The organism is Pseudomonas sp. HLS-6 TE3448, from assembly GCF_053629555.1.
Genome location: NZ_JBRJIO010000001.1, coordinates 713,647 through 732,768 on the forward strand (window position 1 = coordinate 713,647; position 19,122 = coordinate 732,768).

Below are 19,122 nucleotides of genomic sequence, written 5' to 3' on the forward strand. Positions count from 1 at the left end.
AGGCAGGAATCCGGCAAGCATGGTATGGTCAACACCTGACTTGAATTACTGGACCTGTGCATGCCCTTTTGCCTTTCCCGCCGTTGGCAACCCCGCCAACTGATCGCTGCCTCCAGCCTCATCCTGCTTGTCGCCTGCGCGGAGAAGCCGACCGCCGCCGATGCGCTGCCGCTAGCGCCGACACAATCCGCTTCTGCTGCACCCCAGCCAACTGCCAGCGCCGATCCGATCGACGATGTGCAACCCCTGCAGAGCTTCGCTCAATGGCAAGCCGGCTTCCGCCAGCAGGCCCTGCAAGCCGGTATCAATCCGGCGACCTTTGACCGCGCGTTTTTTAATATCACCCCTGACATGAGCGTGATCAAGGCCGACCGCAGTCAACCCGAATTCACACGCCCCGTCTGGGAATACCTCGACGGCGCTGTCTCGCCTGTACGTGTTCGCAAAGGCCAGGCCCTGCTCAACCAGAACGCCGAACTGCTGGCACGTATCGAACAACGGTATGGCGTCGACCGCACCACACTGGTGTCCGTCTGGGGCATGGAAAGTAACTTCGGCCAGTTCCAGGGCAGCAAATCGGTGATCCGCTCGCTCGCCACCCTGGCCTACGAAGGCCGTCGCCCGGCCTTCGCACAGGCGCAGCTCCTCGCTGCACTGCAGATCCTGCAGAACGGCGACATCCAGCCCGAGGCCATGCTGGGCTCATGGGCCGGCGCCATGGGTCAGACCCAGTTTATCCCGACGACCTACAACACCCACGCGGTAGACTTCGACGGTGACGGTCGCCGTGACATCTGGAACAGCACCGCCGACGCCCTCGCATCGACCGCCCACTACCTGCAAAGCTCAGGCTGGAAACGCGGCGAGCCTTGGGGTTTTGAAGTTGGCCTGAAACCCGGCTTCGACTACTGGCTGGCGGACGGCTCTCAACGCAAGACGGTCGCAGAATGGCTGCAACTGGGCCTGCAACTTCCCCCTGGAGCGCAAGTACCCGCGGGTAGCGAACAACTGTCTGCAGCTCTGCTGCTGCCTGCCGGCGCTCGCGGCCCGGCCTTCCTGGTACTGGACAACTTCCGCGCCATCCTCAAGTACAACAACTCATCGTCGTACGCCCTGGCCGTCAGCCTGCTGGCCGAGCGTTTCGATGGGTCTGGCTACATCCGTGGTGACTGGCCAAAAGATGATCTGCCGCTGAGCCGTAGTGAGCGCATGGAACTGCAGAACCTGCTCAGTGCCAGCAACTACGACGCCGGCAGCGCCGACGGCATCATCGGAGCCAATACCCGCAAGGCAATTCGTAGCGCACAGCAAGCCCTGGGCTGGCCGGCAGACGGTTACCCGACCCATAAGCTGCTGGAGAGCCTGCGCAACCAGCAGGCACGCTAGCACGCCCAACGGGGCGGTTCAGGCTGCCAGTGGCAGACTTTCCCGTAGCGCACACAAAAATGCCGACACCCTCATGAAGACGGGCGTCGGCATTTTTCGTTCATGTCGAATCAGAGCTTGATCTTGGCCTCATGAGCCTGCTGATCGGCATGGTAGGACGAACGCACCAGCGGGCCGGACGCAACGTTCTTGAAGCCCATCCGATAACCTTCCTCGGCGAACCAGGCGAAGGTATCCGGGTGAACAAAGCGCTGTACCGGCAGGTGGCTGCGCGACGGCTGCAGGTACTGGCCGAGGGTCAGCATGTCGATATCGTGCTCGCGCATGCGCTGCATGACCTCAATGACTTCCTCGTCCGTCTCGCCCAGGCCGAGCATCAGGCCGGACTTGGTCGGAACGTGCGGTACCAGTTGCTTGAACTTTTGCAGCAGGTCCAGCGACCACTCGAAATCAGACCCCGGACGCGCAGCCTTGTATAGGCGCGGTACGGTTTCCAGGTTGTGGTTGAACACGTCTGGCGGCTCTTGCGCGGTGATGGCAAGGGCCACGTCCATACGACCACGGTAGTCCGGAACCAAGGTCTCCAACTGCACGCCTGGAGACAGCGCACGGATCTCGCGCAGGCAGTCGGCGAAGTGCTGAGCACCACCGTCACGCAGGTCGTCACGGTCCACCGAGGTGATGACCACGTACTTCAGGCGCAGGTCGGCGATGGCAACTGCGAGGTTCTTCGGCTCATCGACATCCAATGGTTTGGGGCGGCCATGACCCACGTCGCAGAACGGGCAACGGCGGGTGCAGATATCACCCATGATCATGAACGTGGCGGTGCCACCCGAGAAGCACTCACCCAGGTTCGGGCAGGAGGCCTCTTCACACACGCTGTGCAGCTTGTGCTTGCGCAGCAGTTGCTTGATACGGTCGACTTCCGGCGAAACCGGGATGCGCACGCGGATCCAGTCAGGTTTCTTCGGCAGCTCTTCGGTAGGGATGATCTTCACCGGAATACGCGCAACCTTTTCGGCGCCACGCAACTTTACACCGGCTTCAACTTTCGCCCGGGGGGCCGGCGCAGCCGACGCGTCCACCGCAACGGTCACGTTCGGCGCGCTGCTCTCCAGCGGTTCTTGCACAACAGTAGTCATAATCAGTCGATTCCGCCCGTAAGGGTCGTCTGCTCAGCATAGTCGAGGTGCTTGACCAGCTGCGCACGCAGCCTTGCCCTTACCTCGGAGAGTTCGATCGGGCCTGCCTGGTCGCGCAGCTGGGTCATTGCCAGCCCCGCATACCCACAGGGATTAATACGACGGAATGGCGCAAGGTCCATGTCCACGTTCAAGGCAAGGCCATGGAATGAACAGCCATTGCGAATTCGCAAGCCGAGGGAAGCGATCTTTGCTCCATCGACGTAGACACCCGGGGCGTCCGGCTTGGCGGCAGCTTCAACATCGTAGCCTGCCAACAGATCGATCAGGCAGCGCTCAATGCGGCTTACCAGATCTCGTACGCCGAAACCCAACCGGCGCACATCCAGCAGCAGATACGCTACCAACTGGCCAGGACCATGGTAGGTCACCTGGCCTCCGCGATCGACCTGCACCACCGGAATATCACCCGGCAACAGCAGGTGCTCAGCCTTGCCAGCCTGCCCCTGGGTGAACACCGGAGGGTGTTCAACCAGCCAGACTTCATCGCCGGTCTGCGGCCCACGCGTATCGGTAAACCGACGCATGGCCTGCCAGACAGGTTCATAAGGCAACAGGCCGAGTTCGCGAAAGCCGAGGCTTGCGGGCATCAAAGCACCATATGCACGATGCCAGTAGCACGCAGGGCGCTATTGATATCTCGCAGTTGATCTTCACCGGTCGCTTCGATGTGCAGTTGCACCGTGGTGTACTTGCCATTGCTGCTCTGGCGTTCGGCCAGTGTCTGCAGGTCGATCTTGGCATATTTGCTCAGGATCTCGATCACCGTGTCCTTGAAATTGACCACGGTATCGCCGATTACCTTGATCGGGTAATCGAGGCAGGGGAACTCAATAGTGTGCGACTTGACGTCAGGTACGCTCATGGCAGTAACGGCCTCGTAAGCCGTGGCAACAACAACGCCCTCACCTGAATATGGCGAGGGCGTGCAGGTCACGATATCAGTTGAACAACCCGTAGAAGAATAGCCGAATGCTATCCCACACACGACGGAAGAAACCACCTTCTTCCACGCCGTCCAAGGCAATCAGGTCGGCGCTATGCACCACATTGTCATCCAGTTTGACTTCCACTTTACCGATTACGTCACCTTTGGCGATAGGCGCAGTCAGCTGCGGGTTCATGGTCATGCTGGCAGCCAGCTTCTTCAATTGGCCTTTAGGCAAAGTCATGCTCAGGTCTTCGGCCAAACCGGCCTTGACCTGACTGGTGGCGCCCTTCCAGACCGGCGCCTGTGCCAACTCGGTACCCTTCTGGTAGAAGGTCTGGGTTTCGAAGAAACGGAAGCCGTAGGTCAGCAGCTTTTGCGTTTCGGCTGCACGAGCCTGTTCGCTGTTAGTACCGAAGACCACCGCGATCAGGCGCATGCCGTCGCGTACAGCCGAGGATACCATGCAGTAGCCGGCTTCGTCGGTATGGCCGGTTTTCAGGCCGTCGACGGTCTTGTCACGCCACAGCAGCAGGTTGCGGTTCGGCTGCTTGATGTTGTTCCAGAAGAACTCTTTCTGCGAGTAGATCGCATAGTGAGCCGGGTCTTCGTGGATGATCGCACGGGCCAGCAGGGCCATGTCGTGCGCCGACGAGTAATGCTCTGGGTGCGGCAGGCCGGTCGGGTTCATGAAGTGGCTGTTGCTCATGCCCAGATCGCCAGCCGTCTTGTTCATCATGTCGGCGAACGCATCTTCGCTGCCCGCGATGTGCTCGGCCAGCGCCACGCTGGCGTCGTTGCCCGACTGGATGATGATGCCGTGCAGCAGGTCGCTGACGCTGACCTGGGTACCCACCTTGATGAACATGCGCGAACCACCGGTACGCCAGGCGTTCTCGCTGACGGTCACAGGATCGTTCTCGCCAATCTGCCCGCGACGGATATCCAGGGTCGCGATGTAGGCGGTCATCAGCTTGGTCAGGCTGGCCGGCGGCAGACGCTCGTCGCCATTGTTCTCAACCAGAATGTTGCCGCTGGAGGCTTCCATGAGCACGTAGGACTTGGCTGCCAGTTGTGGCGGCGACGGCATCATCTGCTCCGCCGCGAATGCGGCAGGGGTGATCATCAGCGGGACAAGCAGGCAAAGGCGTTTGGCAAAGGTGGTGATGTTCATCCGTCTCTCGAAATGGCTAATGGGCTCATGCCCGCAAGGGCAAAACGTTTCCAGGCGCGTGGCCTGATGAGCAAAACAGGCATTGTACAGACTGTTTTGCCGCGCCGGTCGTTCGCACTTGAGCACACCGACCGGCGTATTTCACAACAAACTGATCAGGCCCCCTGAGTCAGTCTGCCGTGACAACTTTCGGCTGGCCCAGATTGGCCAGACGCACACTGTCCTGCATTTGCTGGGCTTCGCCCGGGTTGCTGATCGGGCCCATGCGAACCCGGTGCAGGGTCTGCTGATTGCGCACGATCGAACTGATGAACACCGGAGCGCTCACCATGGTGCTGAGCTTGGAACGCAGCAGTTCGGCGGCATCCGGGTTGGCAAATGCGCCGACCTGCAAGTACATGCCAGCGCCGGCCGGAGCCGTGTTGCTGGCGACCTGAACCGGCACCACCGCCGCCGCATGCTGCTGCGGTGGCGGCGTCCACTGCTCGACCGTCCCGGTATTGCTCGACAGCGGCTGGGCCTGCGCTACCTGTGGCTGCTCCAGCACCAGCGGTGCAGGCCGGCCGCGCTGGGCCCACCACTGTTGCGGATCAATACCTTCAACACGCACACGCGCCGTGCCGGTCTCAGCGTAGCCAAGCTTTTTCGCTGCGGCATACGAAAGGTCAATGATCCGGTCGGAGTAGAACGGGCCACGGTCATTGACCCGCAAAATCACACTGCGGTTGTTGTCCAGATTAGTCACCCGCACGTAGCTCGGCAGCGGCAAGGTCTTGTGCGCCGCGCTCATGCCATACAGGTCGTAGACCTCTCCGTTGGCGGTGTTCTGCCCGTGAAACTTGGTGCCGTACCAAGAGGCAGTACCTTGGGCCACGTAGTTGCGCGACTCGCCCATCGGGTAGTAGGTCTTGCCCAACACCGTATAGGGGTTGGCCTTGTACGGGCCATTGTGCACCGTAGGCGTCGCATCGGGGATCTTCGAGACATCGACATCCCACCAGGGCGCGCCGTCCTTGTGAGCACGGTTGATATCCAGGCCGGGCTGCGAGCGGATACCGCCCTGTTGTTGCGGTGAACGACCGGTGGAGCAACTGACCAGCACCAGCCCCAGCGCGGCCACGCCGAGCAGTTGTAACGAAGTAGTGAGCGATACGCGCATTTATTTGGCGCCTCGTGCTTGAACCAGCAGGTCCGAAAGTTGATGTACCGCCATGGCGTACATCACGCTGCGGTTGTAGCGCGTGATCGCATAGAAGTTCTTGAGGCCCAGCCAATACTCAGGGCCGTTGTCGCCTTCAAGCCGAAAAGCGGTGACCGGCAGATCATCGCGCAGCACATCATGGCTTGACCAGCCCAGCGCCCGCAACTCCCCAACCGTACGAACCGGCTCGATTCCAGACGTCAGCCCTTCATCCACCCGTTCACCACGGACCATGGCACGGCTGACCACGCCCTCGCCGGCCACCCAACCGTGGCGCTTGAAATAACTGGCGACACTGCCAATGGCATCGTCCGGGTCGTTCCAGATATTGATATGGCCGTCGCCGTCGAAGTCCACGGCGTAGGCCCGAAAACTGCTCGGCATGAACTGCGGCAGCCCCATGGCGCCAGCATAAGAACCCTTGAGGGTCAGCGGGTCGACCTGTTCTTCACGGGCCAGCAACAGGAACTCACGCAGCTCCTTGCGGAAAAACTCGGCACGCGGTGGATAGTCGAAGCCAAGCGTCGACAAGGCATCAATGACCCGATAGTTGCCTGTATTGCGCCCAAAGAAGGTTTCAACGCCAATGATCGCCACAATGACCTGGGCGGGGACACCGTACTCCTGCTCGGCGCGGGCCAGAGCAGCCTCGTGCTGGCGCCAGAAATCCACGCCGCGGGCGATACGTGCATCGGTCAGGAACATCGGGCGATATTCCTTCCAGGGTTTTACCCGCTCAGCAGGTCGGGAAATGGCATCGAGAATCGACTGTTTGCGCTCGACCTCACGAAATACCCCGATCAACTGCTCACCAGCAAAACCGTAGTCACGGGTCATTTCGCCGACGAACTCGGCCACCTGAGGCGAGCCGTCATAGTCGCCAGCCACAGCCTGTTGCGCCGAGCCGAGCAGGCCGAAAAGGCCAACCCAAGGCGCGCAACGAGCCGCCCAGCCACGCATTGCTTGCATGAAATTCTTCACCTTATTCAAGCTTGTGCGATCCATTTACGGTGCGTATGAATCGACATTAAAACCCCAAACGCTGACAGCAGCGTCACCAACGAAGTTCCACCATAACTAATGAAGGGCAGCGGCACCCCCACCACGGGGAGCAAGCCGCTGACCATACCGATATTGACAAAAACATAGACGAAGAACGTCATGGTCAGGCTGCCCGCCAGCAGTTTGCCGAACAGCGTTTGCGCCTGGGCAGTAATCACCAGGCCGCGTCCGATCAACAACATGTAAATCAGCAACAGCGCGCAGATCCCTACCAACCCGAACTCCTCACCCATGACGGCGATAATGAAGTCCGTATGGCTTTCCGGAAGGAAGTCCAGGTGCGACTGCGTGCCCAGCAGCCAGCCCTTGCCGAACACACCGCCCGATCCAATGGCTGCCTTGGACTGGATAATGTTCCAGCCCGTGCCTAATGGGTCGCTTTCCGGGTCGAGAAAGGTCAGCACGCGCTGCTTCTGGTAGTCGTGCATGACGAAGAACCACATCGCCACCGCCACAGGCACAGCAGCGGCGACCACACTGATAATCCAGCGCCACTTCAGCCCGCCCATGAACAGCACGAATGCACCCGAGGCCAGAATCAGCAGTGCAGTGCCCAGGTCCGGTTGACGGACGATCAAAATGAACGGCACGCCAATCATCACCAGACTGATCGCCACATGCTTCAAGTGCGGCGGTAGCGTGCGCTTGGCCAGGTACCAGGCAATGGTGGCGGGCATGATGATCTTCATGAATTCCGAAGGCTGGAAGCGGATCACCCCCGGGATGTTGATCCAGCGCGTGGCCCCCATGGCGTTGTGCCCCATGACATCCACCACGACCAGCAAGAACACGCCGAAAACGTAGGCCAGTGGTACCCAACGCGCCATGAACCGCGGCTCGAACTGCGCGATGATGAACATTGAGACCAGGCCAATACCGAATGAACTGGCCTGCTTGAGCAACAGGTCCCAGTTCTTCCCGCTGGCCGAATACAGCACGAACAGGCTGCCCGCAGCCAAGGTCAACAAGAGAACGAGCAACGGGCCATCAACGTGGATGCGCTGGAGGAACGTCGCCCGACGGCGCATGACGTCCTCACTGGAAAGCATGCGATCGAAATTGCTTTTCACTGGGCAGGTTCCTGAGCGACAGAAGGTGTGACGTACTCCGGTTTGAGCCGCCCATGTTCATCGAGCAGCCAGGCATCCATGACCTGCCGCACGACTGGCGCGGCAACGCCCGAGCCAGACTCGCCGTTCTCAACCATCACCGATACGACAATCTTCGGATCGTCAGCCGGTGCAAAGCCGACAAACAGTGCGTGGTCACGGTGGCGCTCCTGCAACTTGTTACGGTCGTACTTCTCGCCCTGCTTGATCGCCACCACCTGAGCCGTACCACTCTTGCCTGCAATCCGGTACTGGGCACCAATCGAGGCCTTGCGCGCAGTACCCCGCGCACCTTGCATCACCTGCTCCATGCCGTGGGTGACCTTGTTCCAATCGGACTTGTCACGCAAAACGATGTCTTCCATCGGGTTCTCATCTACCGGTGGCTTACCTTCGATGGTCTTGGCCAGGTGCGGACGGTTCCACTTGCCCTTGTTGGCAATCAACGCGGTGGCCTGAGCCAACTGCAACGGGGTCGCCTGCATGTAACCCTGGCCAATACCGAGAATCAGCGTTTCACCCGGGAACCAGGCCTGACGACGGGTCGCCCGCTTCCACTCACGGGACGGCATCAACCCAGGCGACTCTTCAAACATGTCCAACGCCACTTTTTGGCCAATACCAAAGCGGTTCATGTAGTTGGCCAACCGGTCGATGCCCATCTTGTGCGCCAGGTCGTAAAAGTAGGTGTCGTTGGAGCGCATGATTGCCGTGTCCAGGTCGACCCAGCCATCGCCGGTACGGTTCCAGTTACGGTACTTGTGGTCGTAGTTGGGCAACTGGTAGTAGCCAGGGTCAAACACCCGCGTACCGGCAGTCACCACACCCGTGTCGAGACCGGCAATCGCCACAGCCGGCTTGATCGTCGAGCCCGGCGGGTAAAGACCACGCAGCACACGGTTGAACAGTGGCCGATCAATGGAATCACGCAACTCGGCATAGGCCTTGAAACTGATGCCGGTCACGAACAGGTTCGGGTCGAAGCTCGGCTGGCTAACCATCGCCAACACCTCGCCGGTACGAGGATCAAGGGCCACAATGGCACCTCGGCGCCCGCCCAGCGCAGCTTCTGCGGCCTCCTGCAGCTTGATGTCGAGGCTTAGAACGATATCTTTGCCCGGCACCGGGTCAGTGCGTTTGAGTACACGCAGCACACGGCCCCGGGCATTGGTCTCGACTTCCTCGTAACCCACCTGACCATGCAATTCCGGTTCATAGAATCGTTCGATACCGGTTTTGCCAATGTGGTGGGTACCGCTGTAGTTGACCGGGTCGAGGGTCTTGAGTTCTTTCTCGTTGATCCGCCCGACGTAACCCACCGAATGAGCAAAATGCGGCCCTTGCGGATAGTGCCGGACCAACTGCGCAACCACTTCGACACCCGGCAGGCGGAACTGATTCACCGCAATGCGGGCAATCTGCTCCTCCGTCAGCTCGAACAGGATGGGCACCGGCTCGAAAGGACGACGCCCTTGCTTCATGCGTTTTTCAAACAACGCACGGTCATCGGGGGTCAGTTGCAGCACTTCGACGATTACATCGAGCACCTGACGCCAGTCGCCAGCCCGCTCACGGGTCATGCTCAAGCTGAAGCTTGGTCGGTTATCGGCGATGATTACCCCATTACGGTCGAAGATCAGCCCACGGGTCGGCGGAATCGGCTGTACATGCACCCGATTGTTTTCCGACAGCGTGGAGTGATAGTCGTACTGAATGACCTGCAGGTAGTAGAGGCGAACAATCAGCACGCACACCAGCAAGACGACCGCCACCGCACCGACCACGACGCGGCTACGCACCAGACGGGCGTCTTTTTCGTGATCCTTGAGGCGAATCGGCTGCGACATTACGGAGGCTTACGGCTTATTTGTGGTAAGGGTGCCCGGACAGAACCGTCCAGGCGCGATACAGCTGTTCGCCAATGAGTATCCGTACAAGCGGGTGCGGCAGGGTCAAGGGTGACAGCGACCAGCGCTGTTCACTGCGTGCACAGACTTCCGGCGCCAGCCCCTCGGGGCCACCGACCATGAAGTTGACCGTACGCGAATCCAGCCGCCAGCGGTCCAGCTCGACCGCCAGCTGTTCGGTGCTCCAGGGCTTGCCATGGACCTCCAGCGTGACGATACGTTCCCCCGGCTGGACTTTGGCCAGCATGGCTTCGCCCTCCTGACGGATCAGGCGGGCGACATCGGCATTCTTGCCTCGGGTATTGAGTGGAATTTCCACCAGCTCCAGCGACAGCTCAGAAGGTAGACGCTTGGCATACTCATGCCAGCCGTCTTCAACCCACTTGGGCATGCGCGAGCCAACCGCGATCAGACGCAGACGCACGACGCTTCCTTATTCCTTGTCGCGGAGCTTGTCGAAGTGCTCGTGCGAATGCTCCGGCGAGTGGTGCTTGCCGTCGGCAGCACGGCTCTGCTCAGCGCCCTGCCACAGACGTTCCAGGTCATAGAACTGACGTGCGGCGGCGGTCATCATGTGAACAATGACATCACCCAGGTCCAGCAGAACCCAATCGCTTTCGCCCTTGCCTTCTTCGCCCAGCGGCTGAGCGCCGTGCTTCTTGACGTTCTCGCGAACCTTTTCCAGCATCGCGTTGATCTGACGGTTGGAGGTACCGGTAGCGATGATCATGTAGTCGGTGAGGCTGTGCTTGTCACGCACGTCGATCACCAGGATGTCCTGGGCCTTGACGTCAGCCAGTGCCGCTTGGGTCAGTTCGACCAGTGTTTCGGCGTTGATTGCTTGGTTCTTCATATAAAACTCATTCAGCTCGTAAGTAGGGGCCGCCTCGCGGCGTGCCCTTCAGTTCGGCGTACGGTACAAGCCGTGCGCCTCGATATAGGCCAGTACTGCGTCTGGAACCAGAAAACGCACCGACTTGCCATTGGCCAGCAGCTGTCGGATTTGCGTGGCGGAAACCGCCAGCGGCGTTTGCCAGACGAATGCAATTTGCCCGGCAGGCCCAACCAGGGCCTGTGGATCGCTGACCGAGCGTGCGGCCAGCAGGTTGCGCAACGCATCCGGCGGCTCAACGTCGGCATCCGGGCGTTGCAGCACCAGGATGTGGCAGTGTTTCAGCAACTCATCCCAACGGTGCCAACTGGGCAAGCCACAAAAGGCATCCCAACCCAACAACAGGAACAACTGGTCTTCAGCAGCCAGCTCGGCCCGCATCAGCTCCAGCGTTTCAATGGTGTACGACGGTCTATCACGGGACAACTCCCGGGCATCGACTGTCAGCAACGGCACGCCACGCACCGCCTGTTCGACCATTGCCAAACGGTCGAGCGCCGACACCTGCGGGGTATCGCGGTGCGGCGGTCGAGCATTGGGCATCAGCCGCAACTCATCGAGCCCCAGCACTTCGGCAACCTCCAGCGCACTGCGCAGGTGACCGATATGCACGGGGTCGAAGGTTCCGCCGAGAACGCCAATGCGCCGCTGGGGCGGCACGCTGACAGCAGCGGCGAGTGGGGCATGCTCAACCAAGTCAGAGCGACTCCTGGCCGCGTAACTGGCCGTCGCCGATCACAACATATTTCTCGCAGGTCAACCCTTCCAGGCCAACCGGACCACGGGCATGCAGCTTGTCGGTGGAAATACCGATCTCGGCGCCCAGGCCATACTCGAACCCGTCGGCAAAGCAGGTCGGGGTATTGAGCATGACCGACGCCGAGTCGACCTCGGCAATAAAACGCCGGGCCAGGCCCTGATGCTCGGTCACGATGGAATCGGTATGGTGCGAGCCGTAGTGGTTGATATGTTCAATAGCCTGATCCAGGCCATCGACCACTCGGATCGACAGAATCGCATCCAGGTACTCAGTGTGCCAGTCTTCTTCCGTGGCAGGCAGCGCCTCGATGTACTGACGGGTACGTTCGCAACCACGCAACTCAACGCCTTTTTCCCTGAACAGGGTCGCCATTGCCGGCAGGAACTCCGCCGCAACACGCTGATCGACCAGCAGGGTTTCCATCGCGCCGCAGATGCCATAGCGGTAGGTCTTGGCATTGAAGGCAATACGCCGGGCCTTTTCCAGATCAGCATGCTCGGCCACATACACGTGGCAGATGCCGTCCAGGTGCTTGATCACCGGTACGCGGGCTTCGCGACTGACCCGCTCGATCAGGCCCTTGCCGCCACGGGGCACGATCACGTCGACATACTCCGGCATGCTGATCAGCGCGCCGACCGCAGCACGGTCAGTGACCTCGACCACTTGCACCACCGCCGCAGGCAGGCCGGCTTCAGCCAGGCCACGCTGGATGCAGGCGGCAATCGCGCGGTTGGAATGAATGGCCTCCGAGCCGCCACGCAAGATAGTGGCGTTGCCGGACTTCAGGCACAGGCTCGCAGCATCGATGGTCACGTTAGGCCGCGACTCATAGATGATCCCGACGACACCCAGCGGCACACGCATCTTGCCCACCTGAATGCCCGAAGGGCGGTAGCTCATGTCGCGAATCGCCCCGACCGGGTCTGGCAGGCTGGCGACCTGACGCAAGCCGACGATCATGCTGTCGATACGTGCTGGCGTCAGCGCCAGGCGCTCGAGCATGGCCGGCTCAAGGCCGTTGGCACGGCCAGCAGCCAGGTCCTGCTCGTTGGCAGCGGACAGTTCGGCGCGGGCAGCGTCCAGCGCATTGGCAGCGGCCTGCAGCGCGCGGTTCTTCTGCGCAGTGCTGGCACGGCCAATGACGCGGGCCGCCTCACGGGCAGCGCGACCCAGGCGGGTCATGTAGTCAAGAACGGACTCAGTCATGGGGCTCAGTGTCTTGGCGAAGGGGAAATCGGCTGATTATAACTGTCATGCAGGTGAACGCCCAGCGGTGGCTGGCGGATGGTCGAAATCAACCACCCAAAACGGCCCTGACGATAAGTTGCTATGATCGGCGCCAGCTTCCAACGATGATCGATAATGCCTACGCCGAACGCTTGCCGGCCACTGCCCGATACATTTTTTGACCGTGATGCGCAAACCCTGGCCAAAGCCTTGCTCGGCAAGGTCATCCGTCACCGACAGGGCCCCTACTGGCTCTCGGCGCGCATCATCGAAACCGAAGCCTACTACTGCGCCGAAAAAGGCAGCCACGCCTCGCTGGGCTACACAGAAAAGCGCAAAGCCCTGTTTCTCGAGGGTGGGCACATCTATATGTACTACGCCCGCGGTGGCGACTCGCTGAACTTCAGCGCCCAAGGCCCCGGTAATGCCGTGCTGATCAAATCCGGCTACCCATGGCTAGACGCCTGTTCCGATGCCGACAGCCTGGCGCAAATGCAAGCGAACAATCCTGATACCCGCGGCCAGCCACGCCAACCTGAACGCCTGTGCGCCGGGCAAACCCTGCTGTGCAAGGCACTGGGGCTGAAGGTGCCCGAGTGGGACGCCCAACGCTTTGACCCCGAGCGACTGTTTGTCGACGACTGCAGCATTATTGTGAAACACATTATTCAGACCACTCGCCTGGGCATTCCCCACGGCCGCGATGAGCATCTGCTGTATCGTTTCGTTGATGCCGAATTCGCCCGTTACTGCACCCGCAACCCGTTGCGCCGAGGGCAGGTCGAGGGGCAAGACTACCTTTTACTGACACAAGGAATTTGAACCTATGGGCGCATGGCTCGACAGCCTGACCGGCTGGCTGACCACCCACCCGCAGTGGCTTGGCCTGGCGATTTTTGTGGTCGCCTGCATCGAGTGCCTGGCGATTGCCGGGATCATCGTACCCGGCACCGTGCTGCTGTTCGCTATCGCTGTACTGGCAGGCAGCGGCGCCCTGTCGCTGGGCGAAACGCTGTTACTGGGCTATCTGGGCGGCCTTCTCGGCGATGCAATCTCCTATACCCTGGGCCGGCACTTCCACCAGAACATCCGACGCCTGCCATTACTGCGCACACACCCGCAATGGATCGGCAGCGCTGAAACCTACTTCCAGCGCTATGGTATCGCCAGCCTGCTGGTCGGGCGTTTTATCGGCCCGCTACGCCCAATGCTGCCGATGGTGGCGGGCATGTTCGACATGCCGATTCCGCGCTTTATCATGGTCAGCCTGGTTGCTGGTGCCGGCTGGGCTATCGCCTACCTGCTGCCAGGCTGGGCGACCGGTGCAGCCATGCGCCTGCCATTGCCGGACGGTTTCTGGCCGCAGGCCGGTATCGTGGCGGGTAGCATGGCCGTGCTGATTGCACTGAGCATCAGTGGCAGCCTGCGCAGCCAACGACGTGGTACCCGGCTGATGGCCGGGCTGAGCCTGTTGGCGCTGATTGCGCTGTTTTTCGGCTGGCCGTACCTGACACAGTTGGATCAAGGCTTGATGGCCGTCATTCAGGAAAACCGCAGCCAAGCGATCGATGATATAGCCGTCATGGTCACACGGCTGGGAGACTTCCGAACGCAGCTAATAGCAGGAGGCCTGCTGACCGCGCTTCTGCTACTGGCCCGGCAATGGCGACACGCCCTTTTTGCCGCGACCACCCTGATTGGCACCGCACTGCTCAACGGTACCCTGAAGTGGTTCTTCGCCCGCGCCCGCCCGGACGTGCTGACCGACCCTTTGGGCACTTACAGCATGCCCAGCGGGCATAGTTCTGCGTCGTTTGCGTTCTTTCTGGTGCTTGCGGTGCTGGCCGGGCGCGAACAACCACCACGCATGCGTCTGACCTGGGTCATGCTGGGCTGCCTGCCGGCCCTGGCCATCGCCTGCTCACGCGTTTACCTGGGCGCACATTGGCCCACCGACATCCTCGCTGGAGCACTGCTGGCCTGTTTTGTATGCGCGAGCAGCCTGACACTGATTCAGGACCGCGCACCACTGAACGCCCTGCCACGACGTGCCTGGTGGCTGATCCTGCCAGCCTGTACGGCACTGCTCGCCTTTTTTACCTTGCATGCGTTGCCACAAGCCCTGGCCCGCTACCAGTACTGAGTGGTCAGGCGAACAGCTCACCCTGTAAACGATCAAGCAGTGCCTGGATAGCATCCAGGCGCTGTTGGGGCGCATCAATGGCCAGCAGGTCGAGCTTGTCTTCCTCGACAAACGGCAGCAGGTAGGCCAATTGATTCGCCAACGCCTGCTGCCCGAGAATGGCTCTCGGCATGTTCAGCGCCTCGACCATCGGATGTTCGGCCAACGCAACGAGCAACGCTCGCAGGTCTTCGTCCTGATCACGCAACGGGCGATCCGGCTGTTCGGCCAGCCACTGCACCTGCGCCAGCAGCAACTGATCCTTCTGCACCTCGGCCTGGGTCACGCGAAAACGTCGTGTGCCTTCGACACGGATACCGAGCAGGCCGTTGTCCTGCTGCTGAAAATCGCGAATCAGCGCCTCGCAGCCGATCGAGGCATAGCCCTGCGCAGCCCTACCGACTTCGGCACCGTCCAGAATACAGACCACACCGAAACCACCGCCCTGCTTCATGCAACGGCCAATCATGTCCAGGTAGCGCGCCTCAAAGATCTGCAGATCCAGATAGCAGCCGGGAAACAGCACCGTATTCAGCGGAAACAGCGGTAATGTCATGGCGACTCCTCACGCGACCAGGCTGACCGCCAACGGCAGAAAGACCGCCGTGGCAACGCCCATCAGGCTCATGGCCAGGGCCGCAAAGGCCCCGCACTCCTCACTTTCCTGCAACGCCACTGAAGTACCGACCGCGTGCGCCGTCAAGCCCAGCGCCATGCCACGCGCCTCTGGGCTATGAACACCACAACGGGACAAGAGCGCCGGGCCAAAAATGGCCCCAATCACCCCAGTGATCAATACGAACACGGCCGCCAATGGCGCAACGCCGCCAATCTGCTCGGCCACCAACATGGCAATCGGCGAGGTCACCGACTTCGGCGCCAGGGTCATCAGAATCATGTGTTCGGCGCCAAACCACCACCCCAACAGCAGGCAGGCGCCAGTCGCCACCACGCCTCCGATTACCAGCGTAGTAAAGGTCGGCCAAAACAGCTGGCGAATACGCCGCAGATTCAGGTACAGCGGCACCGCCAGCGCGACGGTCGCAGGCCCCAGAAGAATATTGAGAATTTCGGTACTTTTACGGTATTCGCTGTAGGTCAAGCCACACAGCAGCAGTACGCTGATGACGACCAGCATCGACATCAACACGGGCTGCAGAAAGATCCAGCGCGTCTTCTCATAGGCGGCAAGCACCAGTTGATAGGCCCCCAGCGTGATACCGATACCGAACAAAGGGTGATGAATGACCGCCTCGACGGCGCCGTGCCAATCCAGGTTCATGGCCGCTCCTCATCCCGCGCCTGACGGGCGATGAGCTTCTGCATCAAGACACCTGCGAAGACGATGGAAATAAGTAGCGAAAGCACCAATGCACCGGCAATCGCCCAGAAATCCGCCGCGATATCGGCGGCATAAACCATCACCCCTACTGCCGGCGGCACCAGCAACAACGGTAAATAGCGCAGCAGGCTGCTGGCGGCTTCGCTCAGTGGCGCACCGACCTCACCTCGGACGATCAGGTACGTCAGCAGGAGCAAGAGCCCGATAATTGGCCCCGGCAGTATCGACAGGAACAAGTGATTAATCGCTGTCCCCAACAACTGAAACAACACCAGCCACGTCAAACCACGCAACAGCATAGAAATCTCCCTCAGGCCCGCCGGCCATTATAAGCACCCTACTGGTGTGCCTATACCGAGATATTCGTTCAAGTCATGCTGACTTGACCGGCCCCCTCCGACGTGCTGATCTTAAACGCTTGAACCTACCGTAGTCATAAGAAAACCAACGACAATCAGGAGAGTCTCGATGCCCTATGTACCCGTTACAGCGCTCAAAGACTATGTCGGCAAGGAACTGGGACGTTCCGCATGGCTGAAGATCGACCAAGAACGCATCAACCTGTTCGCCGAAGCCACCGGCGACTTTCAGTTCATCCACGTTGACCCCGAGAAGGCAGCAAAAACGCCATTCGGTACGACCATTGCTCACGGTTTTCTGACCCTGTCACTGATCCCTACGCTGATGCTGGACATTCTGGTGTTGCCTGAAGGCTTGAAAATGGTGGTCAACTACGGCCTGGACAGCGTCCGCTTTATCCAGCCGGTAAAGGTCAACAGCCAGGTAAGGCTCAAGGTTGATCTCACCGAAGCCACCGAAAAGAAACCAGGGCAGTGGTTGCTGAAGGCTACCGCCACCCTGGAAATCGAAGGTGAAGAAAAACCTGCGTACATCGCCGAACCGCTGTCACTCTGCTTCGTATGACGAAACATGGCCGGTAGAAACACGCCGGCGCGGCTGTTTCCACCGGCGCATTCTGCGGCATACTCGGCGGCTAACCCACCCGGACCCCGTTATGCGCCCACTTGCCCCACTCGCCCTGACCCTGCTGCTCACCGCCTGCGGTGACGGCGAACCACTTTCGCCGCCCGATGCCCGCCTGCCCGACGGTGGTCGCTATCGCGGAGAGGTGGTGAATGGCCTGTTGCAGGGCAGTGGACGCATCGACTACCCCAATGGCAGCTGGTACGCCGGAGGCTTCCTGAACGGCCAATGGCACGGCCAGGGTGAATGGCACGGCAGCAACGGCGAAGTCTATGTTGGCCAGTTTGAGCAAGGCCTGTTCCATGGCCAGGGCCGACTGAAGACGGCAGACAGTAGCTACCAAGGTGGCTTCAAGCTTGGACGTCGTGAAGGTGAAGGCACGCTCAAAGAGGCCGGCCAGGCCTATCGAGGCCAGTTCAAAGCCGACCAGTACAGCGGCGCCGGTCACCTGGAGCTGGAAGACGGCAGTCAGTACCAAGGACTGTTCGCCCATGGCAAACCCAACGGCGAAGGGGTGCGCAGCGATGCCAGCGGCAACCAGTTCAGCGGGCGTTTCGTCAACGGCCAACTGGAGGGCAGCGGCACATTCAACAGCGTCGATGGTGATCAGTACATCGGTGAGTTCCGCGACAACCGCCTGGAAGGCCGGGGCCGCTACGAAAACGCCGACGGCGATGTCTGGATCGGCCAGTTTGAAGACGGCTCGCTCAGCGGTAAAGGTGAGCTGTTCGCCAGCGACGGCAGCCACTACAAAGGCGATTTCCGCGACTGGCACTTTTCCGGTTACGGCCGCCTGCAACTGGCAGACGGTAGCGTTTATGTGGGTGGCTTCGAGAACGACACGTATCAAGGCAAAGGCCTGCTGACCCTGCCAAACGGCCAGGTCGAGAGCGGACACTGGATCAACGGCCAACGGGTTCGTGACGATCAGGGGCGACCACTGTCCGACCCACTGGAACTGGCACTGCTCAACCAAGGCAAGCTGCTCGAACAAGCCCTCGACAACGTGCCGCGCTCCACCGCCGAGGTAGAACTCTACAGCCTGGTCCTGGCCGGCGACGGCAAACAGAGCGTGTTCCTGCGGGAGGCCGACTACGTCAGCAGCATGCTCAAGAGCCGATTTGGTGCCGTTGGCCAAATCACCCTGGCCAATCACCGCGATCATTTGACCGACCGCACGATGGCCACCCGGGAAAACCTGACCCGTGCCGTGCGCACCCTCGCCGAACGCACCGGCCCGGAAGACCTGGTATTCATCTACCTGACCAGCCACGGCAGCCAGACCCACGAACTGGTGCTCGATCAGCCGCGCCTGCAACTGGCAGACCTGCCTGCCGGCGAACTGGCCACAGCGCTTGCGCCCCTGAAAGGGCGAGACAAAATTGTTGTCATCTCTGCGTGTTACTCAGGCGGCTTTATCGACTCCCTCAAGGACGACAAGACCCTGATCATGACCGCCGCGCGCTCGGACAGAGTGTCTTTCGGCTGTTCCGAAGAGGCCGACTTCACCTACTTCGGCGATGCCCTGTTTGCCCAGGCACTGAACCAGACCGACGACCTGCAAAACGCCTTCGAACTGGCCCGCACCCAAGTAGCCTTGCGTGAGCACAACGAAGACTTCGACGCCTCGGAACCGCAGATCTGGGCCCCCAAAGGCGTCCTTGCGCACTGGCAGCGTTTGCGTCAGCAGCAGGCCCGCAAAGCCCTGCAGAGTGACGAAAAAACAACTGAACAAGCAAAGAGCGCCCGGAGCCACTAAG

20 protein-coding genes are annotated in these 19,122 nt (G+C 60.6%); 5 read left to right on the forward strand and 15 right to left on the reverse strand.

Annotated elements, in window-relative coordinates:
- Positions 1–60: 60 nt before the first annotated feature.
- Positions 61–1,386: a lytic murein transglycosylase gene (locus tag AB7M23_RS03345; RefSeq protein ID WP_454240210.1), complete on the forward strand. Its 1,326-nt coding sequence runs from the start codon at positions 61–63 to the stop codon at positions 1,384–1,386.
- Positions 1,387–1,496: 110 nt separating this feature from the next.
- Here the strand turns inward: AB7M23_RS03345 and lipA are convergent, their stop codons facing one another.
- From lipA to AB7M23_RS03405, 12 genes are all read right to left on the reverse strand, one after another.
- Positions 1,497–2,531 (reverse strand): lipoyl synthase, encoded by a 1,035-nt coding sequence (gene lipA, locus AB7M23_RS03350; RefSeq protein ID WP_099775904.1) that lies wholly within the window; start codon positions 2,529–2,531, stop codon positions 1,497–1,499.
- A gap of 2 nt (positions 2,532–2,533) precedes the next feature.
- On the reverse strand, positions 2,534–3,181 hold the full coding sequence (gene lipB / locus AB7M23_RS03355; protein WP_099775905.1) for a lipoyl(octanoyl) transferase LipB: 648 nt from the start codon (positions 3,179–3,181) through the stop codon (positions 2,534–2,536).
- Entirely contained in the window at positions 3,181–3,456 is a 276-nt protein-coding gene (locus AB7M23_RS03360) for a DUF493 domain-containing protein (RefSeq protein WP_065760356.1), read from the reverse strand. The genes lipB and AB7M23_RS03360 overlap by 1 nt, the downstream gene beginning before the upstream one ends.
- A gap of 76 nt (positions 3,457–3,532) precedes the next feature.
- Complete coding sequence (locus AB7M23_RS03365; protein ID WP_099775906.1) at positions 3,533–4,693, reverse strand: D-alanyl-D-alanine carboxypeptidase family protein; 1,161 nt, start codon at positions 4,691–4,693, stop codon at positions 3,533–3,535.
- Positions 4,694–4,862: 169 nt separating this feature from the next.
- Positions 4,863–5,852: a septal ring lytic transglycosylase RlpA family protein gene (locus AB7M23_RS03370; RefSeq protein WP_102051694.1), complete on the reverse strand. Its 990-nt coding sequence runs from the start codon at positions 5,850–5,852 to the stop codon at positions 4,863–4,865.
- The gene (gene mltB, locus AB7M23_RS03375) at positions 5,853–6,863 is read right to left on the reverse strand and encodes a lytic murein transglycosylase B (RefSeq protein WP_330522776.1); all 1,011 of its coding nucleotides are present in this window, start codon (positions 6,861–6,863) and stop codon (positions 5,853–5,855) included.
- 17 nt (positions 6,864–6,880) lie between these two features.
- Complete coding sequence (gene rodA, locus AB7M23_RS03380) at positions 6,881–7,984, reverse strand: rod shape-determining protein RodA (protein WP_177442453.1); 1,104 nt, start codon at positions 7,982–7,984, stop codon at positions 6,881–6,883.
- A 38-nt stretch (positions 7,985–8,022) separates the two neighbouring features.
- Positions 8,023–9,912, reverse strand: a complete 1,890-nt coding sequence (gene mrdA / locus AB7M23_RS03385) for a penicillin-binding protein 2 (RefSeq protein WP_099775910.1) — start codon at positions 9,910–9,912, stop codon at positions 8,023–8,025.
- Between the two features lie 16 nt (positions 9,913–9,928).
- Complete coding sequence (gene rlmH, locus AB7M23_RS03390) at positions 9,929–10,396, reverse strand: 23S rRNA (pseudouridine(1915)-N(3))-methyltransferase RlmH (RefSeq protein WP_065760351.1); 468 nt, start codon at positions 10,394–10,396, stop codon at positions 9,929–9,931.
- Positions 10,397–10,405: 9 nt separating this feature from the next.
- Entirely contained in the window at positions 10,406–10,825 is a 420-nt protein-coding gene (gene rsfS / locus AB7M23_RS03395; RefSeq protein WP_065760350.1) for a ribosome silencing factor, read from the reverse strand.
- A 48-nt stretch (positions 10,826–10,873) separates the two neighbouring features.
- Positions 10,874–11,560 (reverse strand): nicotinate-nucleotide adenylyltransferase, encoded by a 687-nt coding sequence (gene nadD / locus AB7M23_RS03400; protein WP_065760349.1) that lies wholly within the window; start codon positions 11,558–11,560, stop codon positions 10,874–10,876.
- A gap of 1 nt (position 11,561) precedes the next feature.
- The gene (locus AB7M23_RS03405; protein WP_065760348.1) at positions 11,562–12,833 is read right to left on the reverse strand and encodes a glutamate-5-semialdehyde dehydrogenase; all 1,272 of its coding nucleotides are present in this window, start codon (positions 12,831–12,833) and stop codon (positions 11,562–11,564) included.
- Between the two features lie 156 nt (positions 12,834–12,989).
- Between AB7M23_RS03405 and AB7M23_RS03410 the strand changes: the two genes are divergently transcribed.
- Both AB7M23_RS03410 and AB7M23_RS03415 read left to right on the forward strand, forming a co-directional pair.
- Positions 12,990–13,676, forward strand: coding sequence for a DNA-3-methyladenine glycosylase (locus AB7M23_RS03410; RefSeq protein ID WP_099775911.1), 687 nt, complete (start codon positions 12,990–12,992; stop codon positions 13,674–13,676).
- Positions 13,677–13,680: 4 nt separating this feature from the next.
- A complete protein-coding gene (locus AB7M23_RS03415) occupies positions 13,681–14,997 on the forward strand; it encodes a bifunctional DedA family/phosphatase PAP2 family protein (RefSeq protein ID WP_099775913.1) in 1,317 nt (438 codons plus the stop codon).
- Between the two features lie 4 nt (positions 14,998–15,001).
- Here AB7M23_RS03415 and AB7M23_RS03420 read toward each other — a convergent pair whose 3' ends face one another.
- Genes AB7M23_RS03420 through AB7M23_RS03430 form a run of 3 tightly spaced genes read right to left on the reverse strand, consistent with a single transcriptional unit; the run spans position 15,002 to position 16,677 of the window.
- Positions 15,002–15,592: an LON peptidase substrate-binding domain-containing protein gene (locus tag AB7M23_RS03420; RefSeq protein WP_065760346.1), complete on the reverse strand. Its 591-nt coding sequence runs from the start codon at positions 15,590–15,592 to the stop codon at positions 15,002–15,004.
- Between the two features lie 9 nt (positions 15,593–15,601).
- Positions 15,602–16,312, reverse strand: coding sequence for an LrgB family protein (locus AB7M23_RS03425; protein ID WP_176717438.1), 711 nt, complete (start codon positions 16,310–16,312; stop codon positions 15,602–15,604).
- A gap of 2 nt (positions 16,313–16,314) precedes the next feature.
- On the reverse strand, positions 16,315–16,677 hold the full coding sequence (locus AB7M23_RS03430; protein ID WP_065760344.1) for a CidA/LrgA family protein: 363 nt from the start codon (positions 16,675–16,677) through the stop codon (positions 16,315–16,317).
- 169 nt (positions 16,678–16,846) lie between these two features.
- Between AB7M23_RS03430 and AB7M23_RS03435 the strand changes: the two genes are divergently transcribed.
- Complete coding sequence (locus AB7M23_RS03435) at positions 16,847–17,302, forward strand: MaoC family dehydratase (RefSeq protein ID WP_065760343.1); 456 nt, start codon at positions 16,847–16,849, stop codon at positions 17,300–17,302.
- A 91-nt stretch (positions 17,303–17,393) separates the two neighbouring features.
- Positions 17,394–19,121 carry a C13 family peptidase gene (locus AB7M23_RS03440; RefSeq protein WP_454240211.1) on the forward strand — a complete coding sequence of 576 codons (1,728 nt, stop codon included), beginning with the start codon at positions 17,394–17,396 and terminating at the stop codon, positions 19,119–19,121.
- The last annotated feature ends 1 nt before the right edge of the window (position 19,122 follow it).